The organism is Streptomyces sp. Ac-502 (assembly GCF_045222935.1).
GTDB lineage: Bacteria > Actinomycetota > Actinomycetes > Streptomycetales > Streptomycetaceae > Streptomyces > Streptomyces monomycini.
In genome coordinates this window covers 8134268-8154826 of sequence record NZ_JBHFFO010000001.1, presented here as the reverse complement: position 1 = coordinate 8154826, position 20559 = coordinate 8134268, and the positions used below count along the sequence as shown (strand labels likewise).

14 protein-coding genes and 3 pseudogenes are annotated in these 20559 nt (G+C 72.4%); 10 read left to right on the top strand and 7 right to left on the bottom strand.

Features of this window, described 5'->3' with window-relative positions:
• Positions 1-22 precede the first annotated feature (22 nt).
• The 3 genes from lpdA (at position 23) to ACEXOX_RS37010 (ending at position 4940) form a co-directional block, all read left to right on the top strand.
• Positions 23-1513 (top strand): dihydrolipoyl dehydrogenase, encoded by a 1491-nt coding sequence (gene lpdA / locus ACEXOX_RS37020; RefSeq protein ID WP_406525183.1) that lies wholly within the window; start codon positions 23-25, stop codon positions 1511-1513.
• A gap of 254 nt (positions 1514-1767) precedes the next feature.
• Positions 1768-3702 (top strand): tetracycline resistance ribosomal protection protein Otr(A), encoded by a 1935-nt coding sequence (gene otr(A), locus ACEXOX_RS37015; protein ID WP_406525182.1) that lies wholly within the window; start codon positions 1768-1770, stop codon positions 3700-3702.
• Between the two features lie 53 nt (positions 3703-3755).
• The gene (locus ACEXOX_RS37010; protein ID WP_406518361.1) at positions 3756-4940 is read left to right on the top strand and encodes an IS701 family transposase; all 1185 of its coding nucleotides are present in this window, start codon (positions 3756-3758) and stop codon (positions 4938-4940) included.
• A gap of 228 nt (positions 4941-5168) precedes the next feature.
• On the opposite strand, the gene ACEXOX_RS37005 is transcribed toward ACEXOX_RS37010, so the two are convergent.
• Complete coding sequence (locus ACEXOX_RS37005; protein WP_406525181.1) at positions 5169-6134, bottom strand: helix-turn-helix transcriptional regulator; 966 nt, start codon at positions 6132-6134, stop codon at positions 5169-5171.
• Between the two features lie 95 nt (positions 6135-6229).
• Between ACEXOX_RS37005 and ACEXOX_RS37000 the strand changes: the two genes are divergently transcribed.
• The gene (locus tag ACEXOX_RS37000) at positions 6230-6595 is read left to right on the top strand and encodes a VOC family protein (RefSeq protein WP_262036924.1); all 366 of its coding nucleotides are present in this window, start codon (positions 6230-6232) and stop codon (positions 6593-6595) included.
• A gap of 87 nt (positions 6596-6682) precedes the next feature.
• Positions 6683-7547, top strand: a pseudogene (locus ACEXOX_RS36995) (integrase core domain-containing protein).
• A gap of 108 nt (positions 7548-7655) precedes the next feature.
• Here ACEXOX_RS36995 and ACEXOX_RS36990 read toward each other — a convergent pair.
• Positions 7656-8201 (bottom strand): FHA domain-containing protein, encoded by a 546-nt coding sequence (locus ACEXOX_RS36990; protein ID WP_406525180.1) that lies wholly within the window; start codon positions 8199-8201, stop codon positions 7656-7658.
• Between the two features lie 284 nt (positions 8202-8485).
• Here ACEXOX_RS36990 and ACEXOX_RS36985 point away from each other — a divergent pair, with 284 nt between their 5' ends.
• Together ACEXOX_RS36985 and treZ are read left to right on the top strand one after the other, a co-directional pair.
• Positions 8486-9412, top strand: coding sequence for a GNAT family N-acetyltransferase (locus ACEXOX_RS36985; RefSeq protein WP_406525179.1), 927 nt, complete (start codon positions 8486-8488; stop codon positions 9410-9412).
• A 46-nt stretch (positions 9413-9458) separates the two neighbouring features.
• Positions 9459-11358: pseudogene (gene treZ, locus ACEXOX_RS36980) on the top strand (malto-oligosyltrehalose trehalohydrolase).
• 37 nt (positions 11359-11395) lie between these two features.
• On the opposite strand, the gene ACEXOX_RS36975 reads toward treZ, so the two are convergent.
• Positions 11396-11929, bottom strand: coding sequence for a type 1 glutamine amidotransferase domain-containing protein (locus tag ACEXOX_RS36975; protein WP_406525178.1), 534 nt, complete (start codon positions 11927-11929; stop codon positions 11396-11398).
• Between the two features lie 249 nt (positions 11930-12178).
• Here ACEXOX_RS36975 and ACEXOX_RS36970 point away from each other — a divergent pair, with 249 nt between their 5' ends.
• Positions 12179-13741 (top strand): PucR family transcriptional regulator, encoded by a 1563-nt coding sequence (locus ACEXOX_RS36970; RefSeq protein ID WP_406525177.1) that lies wholly within the window; start codon positions 12179-12181, stop codon positions 13739-13741.
• A 230-nt stretch (positions 13742-13971) separates the two neighbouring features.
• Positions 13972-14877, top strand: coding sequence for a metallophosphoesterase family protein (locus ACEXOX_RS36965; RefSeq protein WP_406525176.1), 906 nt, complete (start codon positions 13972-13974; stop codon positions 14875-14877).
• A gap of 72 nt (positions 14878-14949) precedes the next feature.
• On the opposite strand, the gene msrB is transcribed toward ACEXOX_RS36965, so the two are convergent.
• From msrB to ACEXOX_RS36945, 4 genes are all read right to left on the bottom strand, one after another.
• The gene (msrB, locus tag ACEXOX_RS36960; protein WP_030024422.1) at positions 14950-15357 is read right to left on the bottom strand and encodes a peptide-methionine (R)-S-oxide reductase MsrB; all 408 of its coding nucleotides are present in this window, start codon (positions 15355-15357) and stop codon (positions 14950-14952) included.
• A 15-nt stretch (positions 15358-15372) separates the two neighbouring features.
• On the bottom strand, positions 15373-16779 hold the full coding sequence (gene murC, locus ACEXOX_RS36955; RefSeq protein WP_406525175.1) for a UDP-N-acetylmuramate--L-alanine ligase: 1407 nt from the start codon (positions 16777-16779) through the stop codon (positions 15373-15375).
• A gap of 125 nt (positions 16780-16904) precedes the next feature.
• Entirely contained in the window at positions 16905-17564 is a 660-nt protein-coding gene (locus ACEXOX_RS36950; RefSeq protein ID WP_406525174.1) for a response regulator, read from the bottom strand.
• Complete coding sequence (locus tag ACEXOX_RS36945) at positions 17561-18841, bottom strand: sensor histidine kinase (RefSeq protein ID WP_406525173.1); 1281 nt, start codon at positions 18839-18841, stop codon at positions 17561-17563. The genes ACEXOX_RS36950 and ACEXOX_RS36945 overlap by 4 nt, the downstream gene beginning before the upstream one ends.
• Before the next feature lie 199 nt (positions 18842-19040).
• On the opposite strand from ACEXOX_RS36945, the pseudogene ACEXOX_RS36940 reads away from it, so the two are divergent.
• A pseudogene (locus ACEXOX_RS36940) lies at positions 19041-20224 on the top strand (ABC transporter permease).
• Positions 20225-20559 lie beyond the last annotated feature (335 nt).

The window sequence follows — 20559 nt, the reverse complement described above, 5'->3', positions numbered from 1 at the left end:
GAGGTGGGCGGAGGCTGACCGCATGAGAGACACGCAGCGCAAGAGCGGCAGCGGCAGCGGCAGCGGCGGGGGAAGCGGCGAGACCGACGTGATCGTCATCGGTGGCGGCACCGGCGGCTACAGCACGGCTCTACGCGCCGCCGCCCTCGGGCTACAAGTGGTCCTCGCCGAGCGGGACCTGGTCGGCGGCACCTGTCTGCACCGCGGCTGCATCCCCAGCAAGGCGATGCTGCACGCGGCGGAACTGGTGGACGGCATCGCGGAGGCGCGCGAGCGCTGGGGCGTGAAGGTGACGCTCGACGCCGTGGACTGGGACGCGCTGATCGCCACCCGCGACGGCATCGTGACACGTAACCACCAGGGCGTCGAAGGGCACTTGGAGCGCGCCGGGGTGCGTGTGGTGCGCGGCAGCGCGCGCCTGACCGGCACGCGCTCCGTCTTCGTCGAGGCCCCGGACGGCGGGGAGTTCCACGCCCGGCGCGGTGTCGTCCTGGCCACCGGCTCCCGCCCGCGCCTGCTGCCCGGCCTCGTACCCGACGGCAGTACGGTCGTCACCAGCGACGACGCCCTGTTCGCACCGGGCCTGCCGGACTCGGTCCTGGTGCTGGGCGGCGGCGCGATCGGCGTCGAGTACGCGTCCTTCCACCGGTCGATGGGCGCCCGGGTGACGCTGGTGGAGGCCGCCGGCCGACTGCTGCCACTGGAGGACGAGGAGGTGAGCCGCCATCTGGCGCGCGGGCTGAAGAAGCGCGGCATCACGGTCCGTACGGACTCGATGCTGACCGGGGCCGATGTGGCGGACGGCGGGGTGCGGGCCACCGTCCGTACGCCGCGGGGCGAGGAGACCGTCGAGGCCGAGCGGCTGCTGGTCGCGGTCGGCCGGGTGCCGGTGACCGACGGCCTGGGCCTGGCGGCGGCCGGACTGACCGCCGACGGGCGCGGCTTCGTGCCGCCCGCCGACTGGTCCCGGCTGGAGACGGCCGTGCCCGGCATCCACGTCGTGGGCGACCTGCTGCCGCCCCCGTCCCCCGGGCTGGCGCACGCCTCCTTCGCCGAAGGGCTGCTGGTCGCCGAGACGCTGGCCGGTGTCCCGTCCCGGCCGGTGGACCACGCGACCGTGCCACGCGTGACGTACTCCTCGCCCCAGACCGCCTCCGTCGGCCTGACCGAGGCGGAGGCGCGGGCGCGTGGACTGGCCGTCCGGGTCAACACCCTGCCGCTGACGGCGGTCGCGAAGGGCATGGTGCACGGGCAGGGCGGCATGGTGAAGGTCGTGGCGGCGGAGGGCACGGGCGGCGCGGGTGCCGGGGCCGTGCTCGGTGTCCATCTGGTCGGCCCGCACGTCTCGGAGATGATCGCCGAGAGCCAACTGCTGGTGGCCTGGGACGCCGAACCGTCCGACGTCGCCCAGCACATCCACGCCCACCCCACCCTGTCGGAGGCGGTCGGCGAGACGTTCCTGACGCTGGCGGGGCGGGCGTTGCATCAACATCAGCATAAGCATCAGCACTGACCTGCGCTGCTCGGGCAGGGCGGGCTGCCCGGCAGCGCCGGCTCCGCCTCCCGCCTCCCCGAAAAGGAGTTGCGCCACCCCTGCCGCGCGGTCACCATCGGCGCGTGCGACTGGCGCCCCCGCGTACGAGTCGCACCCCGGCGTACGGACACCCCGCACGCGCCCCACCTCAGCCAGGAGCAACGGAATGCGCCGAAGCCTCGGAACTACTCAGCGCCCTTACCGGACGACAGTTCTCGAGGTTTCGACCACCCATGCACACCTTGAACATCGGCATTCTGGCCCACGTCGACGCGGGTAAGACCAGCCTGACCGAGCGGCTGCTGTACGCGACCGGCGCCATCGAGCGGCTCGGCAGTGTGGACGCCGGGGACACCCGGACCGACACCGGGGCCATCGAGCGCGAACGCGGTATCACGATCCGGTCCGCGGTCGCCTCCTTCACCGCGGGTGACGTCCAGGTCAATCTGATCGACACGCCGGGGCACTCCGACTTCATCGCCGAGGTCGAGCGTGCCCTGGGCGTACTGGACGGTGCCGTGCTGCTCCTGTCCGCCGTCGAGGGCGTACAGGCGCGTACGCGTGTCCTGATGAAGACGCTGCGGCGGCTGCGGCTGCCCACCCTGCTGTTCGTCAACAAGATCGACCGGGCCGGCGCGCGGACCGAAGCGCTCGTGGCGGACATCCGCCGCACCCTGGCGCCGCACGTCGTCCCGATGGCAGCCGTACGCGGCGCGGGCACCCCGGGCGCGCGGACGACGCCGCTTCGCGCGCACGTGCCCGCCGTACGCGCCCGGCTGACCGAACTCCTCGCCGACGCCGACGACACCATCCTCGCCCGCGCGGTGGACGGCCCGCCGCCGAGCCCCGAGGAACTGCTGGCCGCGCTGGCCGCCCGTACCGCCGACGGCTCGGTGCACCCGCTGTACTTCGGGTCGGCGATCGGCGGACAGGGCGTCGGCGCGCTCATCGACGGTATGACCCGGTTGATCCCGCCGCCCCCACCCGGTGCCGCCGGTGCCCCGCCGCGTGGCACGGTCTTCGCCGTCCAGCGCGAGCCCGGCGGTGGCAAAAGTGCCTACCTGCGGCTCTACGAGGGCGAGGTGCGGCCGCGGCGGCCCGTCAGTCTGCACCGCCGGGAACCGGACGGCACGGCCGTCCGCGTCGACGGACGGATCACCGCGCTGGAGGTCGTAGGCCGCCCGCCGGGTGACCAGGCGCTGCTGACGGCCGGGAACATCGCGGTGCTGCGCGGCCTGCCCGGCGTACGGGTCGGCGACCGGCTGGGCGGCGAAGCTCCCGGCACGCACCGGGAGGACGGCGAGGCGCTGTTCTCCCGGCCGACCCTGGAGACCGTGGTGCGCGCCCGGCGCCCGGCGGAAGCCGCCCGGCTGCGTGCCGCGCTGCTGGGGCTGGCGGAGCAGGATCCGCTCATCCACGCCCGGCCGGCCGCCTCCGGCGCCACCTCGGTCCTCCTCTACGGAGAGGTCCAGAAGGAGATCATCGCGGCCACGCTCCGCCAGGACCACGGCATCGTGGCGGACTTCGCACCGAGCCGGGTGGTGTGCGTGGAACGGCTCCTGGGCACCGGCGAGGCGTACGAGGAGATCACCGGACGCGACCACGTCGGCTGGTGGGCGACGGTCGGGCTGCGCGTCGAGCCCGGCCCCCGCGGCTCCGGCCCGCGCTTCGCGTACGAGACCGAACTGGGCGCGCTGCCGCACGGTTTCCACCAGGCGGTGGAGGACACGGTGTACGCGTCCCTGCGCGACGGGCCGCGGGGCTGGGCGGTCACGGACTGCCGGGTCGTGCTGACCCGTTCCGGTTTCGTGGGTCCGGTCAGTACGGCCGGGGACTTCCGCGGGGTCACGCCGGTCGTCCTGGCGCGTGCGCTGCGCCGGGCCGGTACGCGGGTGTACGAACCGTGCCACTCCTTCGAGGCGGAGGTGCCACTGGACACCATCGCCCCGGTCACCGCGCATCTCGCGCCCCTGGGCGCGGACTTCGACGACACCTCGGCCGCCGGCGGCCGTTGGCTCCTCACCGGCACTCTGCCGGCCCGCCGGCTCCACGACGCCGAGCGGCGACTGCCGGGCCTCACCCGTGGCGAGGGCACTTGGTGGTCCCAGCCGTCGGGGCCGGAGGGCGACCGGCCGGTGCCGCGGGGGTCGTCGTACGACAGGGGCTAGTACTGCAACGGTGCTTGCCGTGACTGGTGGCCAGTTGGGTCGTTGGTCTGGTTATGGGTGGGGGCCTTGCTGATGTCAGGTTGTGGGCGGGTGAGCTTGAAGCGGTGCATGGGCGGTTCGTGCACCGCTTCAGCCGGGAGGAGCCGCGCCAGTCGGCGCTGGCCTATATGCGCGGGCTGATCTCGCCGCTGGAGCGGAAGAACGGCTGGACGCTGGCGGAGGAGGCTGGTTATGGCGGCCCCGATCGCATCCACCGGCTGCTGAACCGCATCGAGTGGGATGCTGACGAGGTCCTGGGCGACGTACGTGACTACGTCGTGGAACACCTCGGCGACCGGGACGCCGTGCTCATCGTCGATGACACCGGTTTCCTGAAGAAGGGCGTCCGCTCGGCCGGGGTCCAGCGGCAGTACTCCGGCACCGCGGGACGCACCGAGAACTCCCAGATCGGGGTCTTCCTCGCCTACGCGACGGGCCGCGGACGCACGTTGATCGACCGGCGGTTGTATCTGCCCGCGTCGTGGACGGATGACCGTGAGCGATGCCGGCGGGCGGGCATCGGCGACAGTGTCGCCTTCGAGACGAAGGTGGCCATGGCCAAGGAGATGATCCGCCGGGCCATCGCCGACCGGCTCCCGTTTCGGTGGGTGACGGCCGATGCCGCTTACGGCTTCAGCAAGGGCTGGCGCTTCGAGCTCGAGCAGGCCGATGTCTTTCACGTCATGGCCACCACCCGGCACGACACCGTCGTCACCCGCTGGGCCATCGACCACCCCGTCCACGACCTGTTCCCCGGCCTGCCGCGGCAGAAGTGGAAACGCCGCTCCTGCGGCGAGGGGGCCCACGGACGGCGGATCTTCGACTGGGCCCGCGTTGAGGTGCGGCCCTGGCACCGCGAGGACCGTCAGCACTGGGTGATCGCCCGTCGCAGCGTCAGCCGGCCCGAGGAAATCTCCTACTACATCGCCTACTGCCCCGCCGGCACCACTCTCGACGAGCTGATCCGCGTCGCCGGGAGCCGATGGGCGGTGGAGGAATGTTTTCAGAGCGCGAAGCAGGAGTGCGGGCTGGACGACTACCAGGTCCGCCGCTACCCGGGCTGGCACCGCCACATGACGTTGGCCATGGCCGCCCACGCCTGCCTGACTGTCCTGCGGGCCCGTGAGCTGGATGCGGAGAAAGCAGAAACGGATCCTCCCAGCTCATCCACCTCAGTCTTGCCGAAATCCGGCGTCTGATCTACCGACTCACCCACCGCCGGCCGGCACCGGCCGAGCACATCCTGTACTGGTCACACTGGCGTCGACGGCGCCAGCACCAAGCCCGCAACAGTCACTACAAGCAACGCGGGCACAGCCCCTGATCCTGGCCACCAGTCACGGCAAGCACCGTTGCAGTACTAGGTCGACACATCTAGTTGTACCGACCGGGGACATTGATCGAGAGCAGGGCGTGCCACTTAGCAGTCACGAGGCTGGGGCCGAGTGTCTTTCAGCCAGGTCCTTGGCAAGCTGGCTGATGCGTTTGCGGGCTGTCTCTGGGGTGAGTATCTCGATGTGGTCGCCGAACTGGAGGAGCTGACGCACTGACTCGATGTCGGGGTAGCGGACGACGATGGTGCACCAGCCGTTTTCCGTGTCGGAGACATCGTGGATGCGGGTGCCGAGGATGCGCCGTGCCAGGTCGAGGCCATTTTCTGGCAGACGGACGGTCACGCTCACGCGACCTGGCCTCTCGGTGCGTTCCTTCAACGCAGCCCACCTGGTGCGGAGGGTCTCATCTGGTCGGAGAACAGCTGGCGCGTCGAGTTGTTCGTAGGCCGAGAGTCGTTCCAGAGCGAACAGCCGACCGGTCCCCTGGTCGTCGGCGATGAGATACCAGCGGCCTGATTTCGCCACGATCCCGTACGGGTCGACCACCCGCGTCGAGGCCTGTTTCTCGGCGCTGCGCCGGTACTGGATTCGCAGCCGGCGTCGGTGTCGCAGGGCCGAGGCTAGATCCGACACGTCCACCGCTGGCTTTGAGTCAGCAAGCCACGCGTTGCTGTCCACCAGTACCAGGTCCGCCAGTCGCAGCAGGCTCGGCGACTCAGGTGCTGCGGCCTGGCGGGCGGCGATCTTGCGCGCGGCCGACTCCTGCACCGCAGACAGGCCCATGCGCTCAAGTTGCGCGCTGTCCAAACCAGCCACGGAGAGGACCTCCAGCTCTGGTGGTTCCAGATGGGATGCGTTGAGCCGTGCACCGGGGAGCAGAACGATCCCACCGTTCCGCCCGCGTTCGGCATAAACAGGCACACCTGCTGTAGAGAGCGCCTCGACATCCCGCAGCACAGTCCGCCTGGACACCTCCAGACGCTCGGCGAGCTCGGTGGTGGTGATGCGCTGACGGGTCTGCAGGAGCAGCAAGAGGTGCAACAGCCTCGAAGCCTTCATGCTGACCAATGTTTGCAGAAAAGGTGACAGGTTCTGTCGCGATTAGGCGATCAACTGGAGCGGTACCGAGAATTCAACGATCTGAGGAGCGCTCTATGCCCGCACCCAACCTGTTCCTGATCTACGTCCGCGACGCCGAGGCCGCTACGGCCTTCTACAGCGACCTGTTCGAGATCGAACCGACCTTCACCAGTCCCCACTATGTGGCTTTCGAGGTAGCCCCCGGCGTCCTGTTCGCGTTGTGGACGGGGGGCAGCGAACACGCGGTCCCGAGCACCCCTCGCACGAGCGAAGTCGGGCTGATGGTGCCGGGAGCAGCGTCCGCAGTTGACGAGATCTTCACGAGTTGGGTCTCGAAGGGAGTCCATGTCGTGGAGGAGCCGTACGACGCTGTCTTCGGCCGCACGTTCGTGATCACGGACCCCGACGGCAACCTCATCCGGGTCTCCCCGGTGGACTGAGCTGCACGAACCTTACCCACTATGTTCGTTCTCGAAGGGCCGGCCACACACGATGGCCGGCCCTTCAGCTTGTCCAGGAGCTCAGACATGTCACATCCGAACGCTGCCCTCACCCCGCGCCACCGTCTGAAAGTCGCGCGACTCGTCGTTGACGACGGCTGGCCAATCAGCGAAGTTGCGGCCCGTTTCCAGGTCTCCTGGCCCACCGTGAAGCGCTGGGTCGACCGCCACCTTGCTGGCGAGTCAATGCAAGACCGCTCGTCCCGACCGAAGACCTCGCCGAAGAAGACGCCCAAGGCAGTATCGATGCGATGCGTCAGCTTGCGGAGGCGATTGAGAGAGGGCCCAGTTCAACTCGCGACACGACTCGGCATCGCCGCGTCGACAGAAATTCGAGAACATCCCTGACGGCGGTGGATGGCGCTACGTCGGGCGACGGCAAGGCGAGAAGAACCGCTCGGCCACTCCCGACAAGCTGAAGGGCAAGTGGGGCAACCCGAAACTCGGCTACGCCTTCATGCACACGATCATCGACGACCACTCACGCGTCGCATACACCGAGGTCCACAACGACGAGACCGCCATCACCGCCGTCGGGGTGCTGCATCGAGCAGTGGCGTGGTTCGCCGAACACGGCGTTACCATCGAGCGCATTCTGTCGGACAACGGAGGCGCGTACCGGTCCTTCCTCTGGCGCGACACCTGCGAGGCCCTGGCCATCACGCCGAAGCGCACACGCCCTTACCGACCGCAGACGAATGGCAAGGTGGAGCGCTTCCATCGAACAATGGCCGACGGCTGGGCTTATGCCCGCTGCTACCAGTCAGAACAAGAGCGACGGGACGCACTCAAGACGTGGCTACACCACTACAACCAGCATCGGCCCCACACGTCCTGCGGCAACCAGCCGCCCTTCTCACGATTGACTAACGTCTCCGATCAGTACATCTAGGGCGCTGCCGACGTGGGCTGTCTCCGCGGCGTCGCGATGCCTGGCATTGCGACGCCGCGGTACTCACCCTGGGCACCATCGTGATCCGGGCCCCGGCGGCCCCGGCGGCTACCCCTCCGTGAGGACGTAGTCGACACGGCCGAACGCCACGTGGTCGCCGGGGCGGACCAGTACCTCTCCCACCACCCGACGGCCGTTGACGCAGGTGCCGTTGGTGGAGCCGAGGTCGCGCAGGATCCAGCCGCCGTCCGCGCTGCGCAGTTCGGCGTGGGCGCGCGAGACCGTGTCGTGGTTCAGGCGCAGGCCCGAGCCGGGGGCGCGTCCTATGCGGAGGGGGAACGGGTCCGGCGCGGGGAGCAGCAGTTTCGGCAGTCGCTCGCGGCGCCACGCCCTGCGGACCATGATGTTGAACGAGGACATCTTGCCCACCGCGCGCAGCACGGCGCCCTCGACCCGGCCGCGGGAGGCCAGGTCGGCGGTGGCCGCGGCGAGTTCGGCGTGCTGACGGGCGGTGAGCACCAGCTCCAGCCGCCGCAGGAAGGTGTCCTGGGACAGCCTGCCTTGCGCCGCGCCCTCGCGCAGCAGTTCCAAGGCGCGTTCCCGGTCGGCTTCCGACGGGCGCGCCGGTCGGGCCGGGAACTCCAGCGATGTCATGCCGGAGATTGTCCGGTGCCCGCGCGCCGGTGTCCAGCCGGGCGGAGCGGGGTGGGGCCTGGTGGGTGGCCGGGGCGGAACCCGTCGGAGGGCGGGCGGGCCTGCCGGAAATCCGTGGCGCGGCGCCGGAGGTCCGGGCTACGCTCTGCGCCGGCCCTGGACGAGGAAAGGAGGCGAGCGCCGTGCCGAAGTACCCCTACCCGCGCTCCCGCCCCGTCCGTCGGGCCGTTCCGGGCTGATCCCGGCCTGTCGGGGGCGCATCGACTGCCTTCCGAGAGGACCTCATGACCGAGTTGGTCATCCGCGCGCTCACCGAGAGCGACGCGTATCTGTTCGACACGCTGGACGACCCCACTGCCCATCTCGTCGGCCATCCGCCCTTCGGGCGCCGCTACGCGACGCGCGCCCAGGGCGGCCAGTACCGCCCCGAGTGGACGTGGGTCGCGTTGCGCGACGGTGTGGTGGTGGCCCGGGCCGCTTGGTGGGCCGGGCCGGAGGACGCCCGGCCGGTCGCCCTGGACTGGCTGGACTTCGCGCCGGGCGCGTCGGACGCCGCCGTCCGGCTGCTGCGCACCGCGCCCCTGCACGCCGAGTACGTGCTGCAACTGCCGCCGGGCTGGCGGGAGCAGCCGGCGGTGCGGGATGCCGCCCGCGCCCGTACGGACGTGGCGGCCGCGGCCGGTCTCGTACCGCTGGTCGAACGGTTCCGCTACACCTGGACGCCCGAGTGCGGTCTGCCGGAGCCCCCGGGACGGCTGGTGTTCCGGCCCGAGCCGGACGACGGGGTGTTCCTGGACATTCTGCGGCGGGTCGAGACCGGTTCGCTGGACGCCCATGCCCAGCAGGCGATCGCCGAGGGCGGCGTCGAGCAGGCCGCCCAGGAGGAACTGGACTTCTTCCGCTGGTGCCCGTCGCCGCGTGACTGGTGGCGGGTCGCCTGGACGGCCGAACCCGGGCGGGGCGGCGAGCCCGTAGGGCTGCATGTGCCCGCCCGAAACCTCCAGTCGCCGGTCATCGGGTTCATCGGCGTCGTACCGGAGCACCGCGGCCGGGGGTACGGCTACGACCTGCTGGCCGACTGCACCCGCCACCTCGCGCGGCACGGCGCGGAAAAGATCATCGGCGAAACGGACCAGCCGAACGTCCCGATGGCGGCGGCTTTCGCCAAGGCGGGCTACCCGATGACGCAGGAGCGTGCATTCTTCGTCTGAGCGGGCGGGGCCTTTTCGTCCGCCAGGCGGACGAAGGAGGAGAGCCGTGCTGTTCGAGGTGTGGGCACCGAACGCCGGACGGGTCGCGCTGCATTTCGTGACGCCCCGCGACCGGGACGCCGGAGGGACGGAAGGGGAAGATCTCGCCCTCACGACGGGGCACGCCCTCACGACGGGGCACGCCCTCACGACGGGGCACGCCGCGGCGACGGGGCACGTCCGCACGGGGCGGGTCCCCGCCGAGCACGTGCCCATGGAGCGCGATCCCGGCCGTGCGGGCTGGTGGCGGGCCGACGTACCGGCCCGCCACGGCGACCGTTACGGCTTCCGTCTCGACGACGGACCGCTCCTGCCCGACCCGCGCTCGGCCCGGCTGCCCGACGGGCCGGACGGGCCGAGCGCGGTGGTCGAGCACGACCGGTTCGCCTGGCGGCACGACTGGCCCGGCCGGCCCCTGCCGGGCGCGGTCCTCTACGAGCTGCACCCGGGGACGTTCACCGGCGCCGGCACGTTCGACGCGGCCGTCGAACGCCTGCCGCACCTCGCCGAGCTGGGCATCACCCACCTCTCGCTGATGCCGGTCTGCCCGTTCCCCGGCACACACGGCTGGGGGTACGAGGGGTCGCCCCCTGGGCCGTGCACGAGCCGTACGGGGGCCCGGACGGCCTCAAGCGGCTGGTCGACGCGGCGCACGGGCACGGCTTGGGCGTCGTCCTGGACGTCGTGCACAACCATCTCGGCCCGTCCGGCAACCATCTGCCCGCCTTCGGGCCGTACTTCACGGAGACGCATCACACACCGTGGGGCGCGGCCGTCAATCTCGACGCGCCCGGGTCGGACGAGGTCCGTGCGTACTTCATCGAGAGCGCGCTGGCCTGGCTACGGGACTACCGGATCGACGGCCTGCGCCTCGATGCCGTCCACGCTCTGATCGACACCCGCGCCCGCCATTTCCTGGCCGACCTGTCCGCCGCCGTCGACGCGCTCGCCACACACCTGCGCCGCCCGCTGTTCCTCATCGCCGAGTCGGACCTCAACGACCCGCGCACCACCGCGCCGCGCGCACACGGCGGCCACGGCCTGCACGCCCAGTGGAACGACGACTTCCACCACAGCCTGCACGCCGCGCTGACCGGCGAGTCCCAGGGCTACTACGCCGACTTCGCCCGCGCGCCGCTCGCCGCCCTCGCCAAGACGCTGACCGGCGGCTTCTTCCACGACGGTACGTATTCCAGCTTCCGCGGCCGCCGGCACGGCAGCCCGCTGGACCGGCGCGCCACCCCGGCCCACCGCCTGCTGGCCTACACCCAGACGCACGACCAGATCGGCAACCGGGCACTCGGGGACCGGCAGGCCGCCGGCCTCTCCCCGGACTCGTCGCCTGCGGGGCCGCGCTGGTGCTGTGCTCCCCGTTCACGCCGATGCTGTTCATGGGTGAGGAGTGGGCGGCCCGTACGCCGTGGCAGTTCTTCACCGATCACACGGATCCGGAACTGGCCGCGGCGGTACGCGACGGGCGTCGCCGCGAGTTCGCCGCGCACGGCTGGCGGGAGTCGGACATCCCCGACCCGCAGGACCCGGCGACGCGGGACCGTTCCTGCCTGGACTGGTCGGAGCCGGAGCGCGCGCCGCACGCCGCGCTGCTGGCCTGGTACCGCACCCTGCTCGCGGTACGCGCCGCCCACCCGTCGCTCACCGATCCGGATCTGACGCGCACCGAGGTCACGTACGACGAGGCGGCCCGCTGGCTGTCCCTGCGGCGCGGTCCGGTGCGGGTGGTGGTGCACCTCGGCGGGGACGGTGCCGGCACGGCGGAGGTGCCGGGCGGGAGCGCGCGGGAGCGGGTGCTCGCGGCGTGGCCGGACGCGGACGCGGTGACGGCCGGCCCGGGCGGCGTCCTGAGACTGCCGCCCGAGTCGGCCGTGGTGCTGTCGCGGGAGGAGTGACCTGCCCCCTGTTCTCCTGATCCCCGCCGTACGGGGATCAGCGCTTGAACTCCGCCACGAACGTCTCGCAGAATGCCTTCAGGTCGTCCGGCTTGCGGCTGGTGATGAGCTTGTTGGGGCCGCCGGTGCAGACCTTGACCTGCTCGTCCACCCAGGTGCCGCCGGCGTTCTCGACGTCCGTGCGCAGGCTGGGCCAGGACGTCAGCGTGCGGTCGCGCACCACGTCCGCCTCGATCAGCGTCCACGGCGCGTGGCAGATCGCCGCCACCGGCTTGCCCGCGTCGAAGAAGCCGCGGGCGAACGCCACGGCCTTCTCGTTCATCCGCAGCGCGTCCGGGTTGGCGACGCCGCCGGGCAGTACGAGTCCGTCGAAGTCGCCGACCTGGGCCTGGTCCACGGTCTGGTCGACGGGGAAGGTGTCCGCCTTGTCCAGATGGTTGAACGCCTGGACCCGGCCGGACTCGGTGGAGACGAGCTTCGGGGTGCCGCCCGCGTCGATCACCGCCTGCCACGGTTCGGTCAGCTCGACCTGCTCGATGCCTTCGGGTGCTACGAGAAACGCCACCTGCATGGCCGTTCATCCTTTGCGCTCGTCTTGCGTACGAAGGGGTGTTCCCTTTGTGGTCTTCTTTTCGCATCCCCGGTCGCAACCGGGCAAAAACATGCCAAATGGGAGGTGATCCGCCCTCGGTCAGCGGGTACCGGGGTGGGCTGGCCCGCAAACGGGGCGGCGGACATCTGGTGGCGGTCGGGGCCGTCAGGCCGACGGCTCTGCTGGCCCGCCTGTCCATCACCGGTCCACCTGTTAGACACTGCGTCCATGCCCTTGCGTATCGCCGACCTCCTCGCCCGCCCCGAGCTGAACCTGTCGGTGACCTACGACGTCCCGGCCGGACTGCTGGACCGCGCCGTCGAAGCAGCGACCGTCTCCGACCTGCTGCATCCGGGCAAGTGGCTGCAGGGCGGCGAGCTGCTGATGACGATCGGCCTGGTGCTGCCCATGGAACCGGCGGCCTGCCGGGCGTATGTCCGCGACGTGACCGAGGGCGGAGCCGCCTGCCTCGCGCTCGGCCTGGGCACCGGGCTCCCGTACCAGGAAGCCCCTGCGCCGCTGGTCGACGCGGCGCGCGAGGCGGGCCTGCCGCTGCTCACGGTCCCCGACGAAGTGCCGTTCATCGCCGTCACCAAGGCCGTGTTCGACGCGCGCGCCGACGAGCAGCAAGCGGTGCTGCACCGGGCGTTCGTGACGCAGCGGCGGCTGACCGCGGCGGCCACGGACAGCGGACTGCAACCGATGCTGGAGGAATGGACCGCCGCCACCGGCGTCGGCGCGGCGGTGCTCGATCCGCTCGGGCGGCTGCTCGCCACCGGCGGCGGTCAGCGGCCCCCGTCCCCGGCCGCCGCACGTGACCTGGTCGAACGGGTCGCCGCACGCGGTCTGCGCGGCAGCGCGTCCAGTACGGCAGGCGGCTGCCGGATGGAGGTGCAGCCGCTCGGCGCCCGGCGGCTGCGCGGTCTGCTGCTGCTCACCGGCAGCCCGGACGCGGCGGCCCGTGCCGTGGTCCCCGGCCTGGTCTCGCTGCTCTCGCTGGAGCTGGAGCGCCGCCATCTGATGGACGAGCCGGAGCGGCGCCGCAGGTCGGCCCTGCTCGCGGAGCTGCTGTCCGACGAGGAGGGACCGGCGGGCCGGGCTCAGGACATCCTGGCCGCCGCCGGGCTCCACGACGACCGGGTGCGCGGTGTCGTCGTCGAGCCCCCGGCCGACGGTCCGGCGGACAGCGGCCCGCACGACATCGCCGCCGACCTGGCGCTGGCCGTGCCCGGCGGCCTGGTCCGGGTGGCGGCGAGCGGGCTCGTCGAGGCCGTGGTGGGCGCGGGGCTGGACGTGCGCGACGTCCTCGGCCGGTTCGCGCCGCGCTGTCCGGCGGGCATCGGCCCGCTCGCCCCGCCGGACGCGGTACGGGTCTCGCTGCGGCAGGCGGCGGGGCTGCTCGGCGTCAGCCGGGCGAGCGGGGTGCCCGAGGAGGCCCGGCAGAGCGCGGCCAGCCGACTCCTCCTGGGCCTCGGCGACCGCCGTACGCTGCACGGTTACGCCGACGCCGTACTCGGCCCGCTCGACCTGGCCGACCACGGCGAGGAGCTGCTGACGACGCTCGCGGCCTGGCTGGAGACCGGCGGCGCGTGGGACGCGACCAGCCGCCGCCTCGGCGTGCACCGGCACACCGTACGCAACCGGCTCGACAAGGCGATGGAGCTGACCGGGCGCCGCCTCGACGACCCCGACGACCGTTTCGACCTGTGGCTGGCCACTCGCATCCGACGCGGGGGCGAGATCCCGCAGGGGGTGCGGGGCCGTCCTGACGAACGGGCCGGGCTGTCCTGACGGCCGCAGCCGCCGGGGGCCCTGAGGTCCGGAGCCGCCGGGTGGTCCTGAGGCCCGGGGCCGCCGGGTGGTCCTGACGTCCGGAGCCGGGTGACACCGAGGGCCGATGCCTCCGCAAGCCCTGACGACCGGCTTCGAGCGGCCCTGACGACCGCCTTCGCCCCCGGATGTGTCCAACAGCCCACCCCCCGACATGTCCACGCCCCGGCCGCCTGGCCTACCGTCAGGTCATGCAGATCCCATGCTCCGAAGGAGACCGCACCGCCGAGGCCGACCGGGAAAAGGCCGCGCCCGGCAGGCTGATGGCCATCAGCGACCTGCACATCCGCTACCAGGAGAACCGCGCGATCACCGACCGGCTGCGGCCCGGCTCGGACGCCGACTGGCTGCTGGTGGCCGGGGACATCGGCGAGTACGTCGCGGACATCCGCTGGACGCTGACCGTGCTCAGCAGCCGTTTCGCCAAGGTGATCTGGGTGCCCGGCAACCACGAGCTGTGGACCCCGTCCAACGACCCCGTACAGCTGCGCGGAGTCCAACGCTACGAGCACCTGGTGGAGATCTGCCGAGAGTTGGGCGTGCTGACGCCCGAGGACCCCTATCCGGTCTGGGAGGGCGAGGGCGGCCCGGTCGTGATCGCCCCGCTCTTCGCCCTGTACGACTACACCTTCCGCCCGGCCGGCACCCACACCAAGGAGGCGGCGCTGGCGGTCGCGGAGGCGGCCGGGGTGGTCTGCACGGACGAGTTCTTCCTGCACCCGGACCCGTACCCGACCCGGGAGGCGTGGTGCCGGGCCCGCGTGGCCGCCACCGAGGCGCGGCTCGCCGAGATTCCCGAGGACCTGCCCACGGTGCTGGTCAACCACTGGCCGATCGTCCGCGAGCCCACCGCGCCGCTGTGGCACCCGGAATTCGCCCTGTGGTGCGGCACCGAGGCCACCGCCGACTGGCCGCGCCGCTTCCGCGCCGCCAGTGTCGTCTACGGCCATCTGCACATTCCGCGCACCATCGAGGTGGACGGTGTCCCGCATGTGGAGGTGTCCCTGGGCTACCCGCGCGAGTGGCGTCGCCGCAAGGCGGCTCCGGGGCAGCTGGTGCAGATCCTGCCCGCGGTGGCGCGGGCGCCGCAGTTCTGACGGGGGCGACGAGGCGGGTACGAGCGGCACCGCCGCCGGGCCGGCTCCGCGCCGGGCCCGGCGGCACCGTGGTCAGCTGCCGTCCGGCGCCAGCCGCACCGAGATGGAGTTGATGCAGTACCGCTGGTCGGTCGGGGTCGGGTAGCCCTCGCCCTCGAAGACATGGCCGAGGTGGGAGCCGCAGCGGGCGCAGCGGACCTCCGTGCGGACCATGCCGTGCGAGCGGTCCTGGAGGAGCTCCACGGCGTCGCTGTCCTTCGGGTCGTAGAAGGACGGCCAGCCGCAGTGGCTCTCGAACTTGGTCTCCGAACGGAACAGTTCGGCACCGCAGGCGCGACAGGAGTAGACGCCCGCCGTCTTCGTGTCGGTGTACTCACCGACGAACGCGGGCTCCGTGCCGCCCTGGCGCAGGACCTGGTACTCCTGCGGGGTCAGCTCGGCGCGCCACTGCTCGTCCGGCTTGTCGATCTCGTACGGCATGAGTCCCTCTGCTTCCTATCGGCTCTGCAGGCGCGCGAGGATCTGCGGGCCGAGTTCGGTCACGTCGCCCGCGCCCATGGTGAGAACAAGGTCGCCGGGCTCCGCCATTCCTGCGACCACCTCGGGGACCGCGGACATGTCGGATTCGGCGGCAACCCGGGCTCCCTTCGCCTGGGCCGCTTCGATGATCAGGGCGCTGGTGACGCCCGGGATCGGGTCCTCGCGGGCCGGGTAGATGTCCAGCACGACGGAGGCGTCGGCGAGGGTGAGCGCCTCGCCCATCTCCTTGCCCAGCTCCTGGGTGCGGGAGAAGAGGTGCGGCTGGAAGACGACCAGGACCCGGGAGCCGGTGGCGGCGCCGCGGATGGCCTCCAGGTCGGCGGTCATCTCGGTGGGGTGGTGCGCGTAGGAGTCGATGACCTGCACGCCGGCCGCCTCGCCCTGGAGCTGGAGACGGCGCTTCACACCGGTGTACGTGCCGAGCGCGGAGGCCAGGTTGTGCGGCGGGAGGCCGAGCGCGGTGCCGGCGGCGAGGGCCGCGACGGCGTTCAGCGCGTAGTGCCGGCCGGGCACGGAGACGGTGAAGGTCAGGACCTTGCCGTTCGCGAGGACGACGGTGACCTCGCTGGTCAGCCCCCGCTGGTTGATCTTGTGGACCCGAACGTCGGCGTCCTCGGCCTCGCCGTAGGTGACGATCTCGATGTCCAGGCGGCCGGAGAGGCGGGCGGTCAGCTCGCGGGCGCCGGGGTGGTCGGCGGAGACGACGAGGGTGCCGCCGGGGCGGATACGCGCGGCGAAGGTCTCGAAGGACTCGTAGATCTCGTCCATCGAGGCGTAGTTGGCGTGGTGGTCCAGCTCCACGTTGAGGACGATGGCGACCTCGGGCGCGTACTTGTGGAAGCTGCGGTCGCTCTCGTCCGCCTCGGCCACGAAGATCTCGCCGCTGCCGTGCTCGGCGTTGGAGCCGGGGGCGTCCAGGTCGCCGCCGATGGCATACGACGGGGACAGGCCCAGCGAGCCGAGGGAGACGGCCAGCATGGAGGTGGTGGTCGTCTTGCCGTGGGTGCCGGCCACGGCGATCGGGCGCAGGCCCTCCATCAGGGCGGCGAGCGCGTCGGAGCGGTGCACGACGGGGATGCCGCGCTCCCGGGCGGCGGCCAGCTCCGGGTTGTCGTCGCGGATCGCGGAGGAGACGACGACGCTGGTGGCGTCCTCGGCGAGGTGGGCGGCGGCGTGGCCGAGGTGGACCGTGGCGCCCGCGTCGCGCAGGGCGCGGACGGTGGCCGACTCCTTGGCGTCACTGCCCGCGACCCGGGCGCCGCGCTGCGCGAGGATCTTCGCAATGCCGGACATCCCGGCGCCGCCGATGCCGATGAAGTGCGGTCGGTCCATCGCGTCGGGGATGCCCGGGGACGGTGCCATGCGTCAGTCTCCTGCTCGTCGGTCTCTACGGTCCGCCGGTCTCTGCGGTCCGTACGGGCACGATTCTCGCACCCGGCACCGACAGTCCCGCGCCGGGCGGGCCCGCGGCACCGGGCCGGGGCGGATCAGCGGCGGATCAGCCCGCGCGCGGTGGCCGCGGCGACCGCCGACGTACGGGAGTCGACGCCCAGCTTGGCGTAGATGTGCACCAGGTGGGACTTGACGGTGGCCTGGCTGAGGAAGAGCTGCTTGCTGATCCGGGCGTTGGACAGGCCGTCGGCGACGAGTTGCAGCACCTCCGTCTCGCGCCGGGAGAGGGCCGTGGCGGGCGCGCGCATCCGGTCCATCAGGCGCAGGGCGATGGTCGGCGCGAGGGCGGACTTGCCGGCCGCCGCGGTACGGACGGCCGCGGCCAGCTCCTCGGGCGGCGCGTCCTTGAGGAGGTAGCCGGTGGCACCGGCCTCGATGGCGGCGAGGATGTCGGCGTCGGTGTCGTACGTGGTCAGGACGAGGACCCGCGGGGCGTCCGCACGGGCGGTGATCGCGGCGGTGGCCTGCGAGCCGAGCATCCGGCCGCCGAACTGGAGGTCCATCAGGACGACGTCGACGTCCGGCCGGGCGGCCCGTTCGACGGCCTCCTCGGCCGTGGGGACGTCCGCGACGACCTCGAAGTCCGGCTCGGTCTCCAGGACGGCGCGCAGTCCGGCCCGCACGACCGGGTGGTCGTCGGCGAGGAGGAGGCCGATGGCGGCGGGGCGGGGGCCGGTCTCGGGGCGGTGGGTCACGCGGTGGCCTGTTCGGGGTCGGGAGGGGTGCCGGGGGTGGGAGGGGCGCCCGGGGCGGGGGAAGGGGCGGCGGCCGGGGCCCGGGGGACGGCCGGTTCCGGGTACGGCAGGGTGACGGCGACCGCCGTGCCCTCGCCGGGCGCCGACTCCACGGCCAGCGTGCCGCGCAGCGCGCGGGCGCGGGCGCGCATCGCGGCCAGCCCGAACCCGGTGCCTTCGGCGGCGCCGGAGCCCGGGGACGGCACCGCGTCGGGCGCGAACCCCGTACCGTCGTCCACCACGTCGAGGGCGACTTCGGTGTCCATGTAGGAGAGGGTCAGCTCGGCCCGGCCGGCGTGCGCGTGCTGGACGGCGTTGGCCAGGGCGGACTGCGCGATGCGCAGCAGCGCGACCTCGTGCGGGGTGGGCAGTTCGACGGGCGCCCCGGAGACCTGGCAGTGCACGGGCAGGCCGGAGGAGCGCGCGGTGGTGACGCACAGCCGCTCCAGGGCGGCGGGCAGCGACCCGGCCTCCAGGTCGGGCGGGCTGAGCGCCCGGACGAAACGGCGGGCCTCGGCGAGGTTGTCGACAGCGGCCTGCCGGGCCTGCTGGACGTGGCCGAGCGCGGCGCCACCGTCCGGCCGCTGCTCCATCGCCCGTTCCGCGGCCCGCAGCAGCAGCTGGATGCTGGAGAGTCCCTGCGCGAGGGTGTCGTGGATCTCGCGGGCGAGCCGCTCCCGCTCGGCGAGCACTCCGGCGGCGTGCTCGGCGGCCGCCAGCTCGCTGCGGGCGGCGGTCAGCTCCTCGATGAGGCGGCGGCGCTGCTCGCTCTCCCGGTAGAGGGCCTGGTAGCCGAGGACGACGGCGACGGCGACCGCCGCGCCCAGCGCGGGGCCGACGACCGTACCGACGGTGAGCGTACGGGTGTGCCAGCCGAACCCGCCGATCGCGACGAGGGTGGTGACCAGGACGGCGGGCAGCGCCCAGCGCAGCGGGAGCAGGTGCAGCTGCACGAAGAAGAGCGGGAAGGCGAGCCAGACGCCGAGGGGCGTGAGGGCGAGCAGCACGGCCCACACCGCCATGACGGCGGTGAGCCAGAGCACCGCCGCGGCCGTGGAGGTGCGGACCGGCGGCAGGGTGGGGCCGACGGCGTACACGGCGAGCAGCAGGACGGCGGCGCCGACGACGGCCGGAGCGTCCGGGCTGTGGTCGGCGACGGCCCGCACGGCGGCGAGCGCCAGCAGGGCGGCCACCATCAGGTGCAGGCAGCCGCGCAGCACCCGCAGGGCGGGGGTCATGGAGTGGGGAGTCACAGCCCTTCCAGGCTAGGCGCCCGGGGCCGTACCGGCATCAATCAAAAGATGGAAGGCGGACCTGGCCTTTCGATGCGGGCGGACCACTCCGGGGTGCGATGCCCGACGGCCCCGTTCCCGGCGACGGTGGGGGCAGCCGCCGGGCACCGGGCCCGGCACCCCTCGGAAGGATGGCCCAGACCCCGTGTTCGTCGCCTGGAGAGACCTGAGATTCGCCAAGGGCCGGTTCGCCCTGATGGGCACCGTCATCGTGCTGATCACCGTGCTGGTGGGGCTGCTGTCCGGGCTGACGGCGGGCCTGGGCCGGGAGAACACCTCGGCGATCACCGCACTGCCCGCCGACCGCCTCGCGTTCACCGCGCCCGCCGACGGCGGTGACGACGTGTCGTTCACCGACTCGCACGTCGGCGAGCGGACCTGGGACGCCTGGGCCCGGGTGCCGGGCGTCCGGTCGGCCGAGCCGCTGGGGATCGGTACGGTCAAGGCCACGGCGGGCGACGGCGCCGGAGAGCGGACCGCCGCGCTGTCCGCCTTCGGGGTCCGGCCCGGCTCGCCGCTGGCGCCCGAGGCCGGGCGGATCGCGGACGGCACGGCGGTGCTGTCCACGAAGGCCGCCGAGGAGCTGGGCGTACGGGCCGGGGACCGGTTCACGCTGAACGGGCGGTCGCTGACGGCGGCGGCGGCGGTGGCGGGCGAGGCGATGTACAGCCATACGCCGGTGGTCTGGACGTCGCTGGACGACTGGGCGGCGGTGTCGGGGGGCGGGGGCTCTGGGGCGGTGCGTTCCGGAGTGGCAGGTTCCGGGGGTCGGGTTCCGGAGCGGCGGGTTCCGGAAGCGGTGCTTCCGGTGCTTCCGAGGCGCGGACGGCCACCGTGGTCGCCCTCACCACCTCCTCGGACGCCGACCTGTCCGCCGCCGACCGCAAGCTCGGCACCCGCACGGTCACGACCGGCGAAGCGCTGAACGCCATCGGCTCCTACACCGCGGAGAACGGCTCGCTCCAGCTGATGCGCGGCTTCCTCTTCGCCATATCGGCGCTGGTCATCGGCGCGTTCTTCACGGTCTGGACGATCCAGCGCAGCGGCGACGTCGCCGTGCTCAAGGCGCTCGGCGCGCCCACCCGCTACCTGCTGCGGGACGCGCTCGGCCAGGCGGTCGTCCTGCTGGTGATCGGTACGGGCCTGGGCACCGCGCTCGCGGCGTCGGCCGGCGCGGCCGTCGGCGGCACCGTGCCGTTCGTCCTGGAGCCGGCCACGGTGCTGGTCCCGGCCCTGGTCATGATCGCGCTGGGGGCCGTCGGCGCCGCGCTGTCCATCCGCCGCATCACCGCCGTCGATCCGCTGACGGCGCTGGGGAGCGCGCGGTGAGACCGGCGGATTTCTCCGCCCGGACGGTCTCGGTGAAAGCGTTTCCCTCCCCGGCCCGCTCTGCGCGGACTATTCCGTGAGCACGTTCCCGGGCCGCCGGGCGTGCGGCCTTCATCATGCGGCAACCGGCGCCGGAAATTCCGGCGCGAGCCCCGATTCCCGTTCCGGTCCCGGCCTCGTTCTCGGCCTCCATTGCGGCCCCGGTTTCGATTCCGTCCCCGGTTTCGATTCCGTCCCCGGCTCCGATTCCGTCCCCGGCTCCGATTCCGTCCCCGGCTCCGATTCCGGTTCCGGTTCCGATTCCGGTTCCGGTTCCGTACATATCCGTACGGATT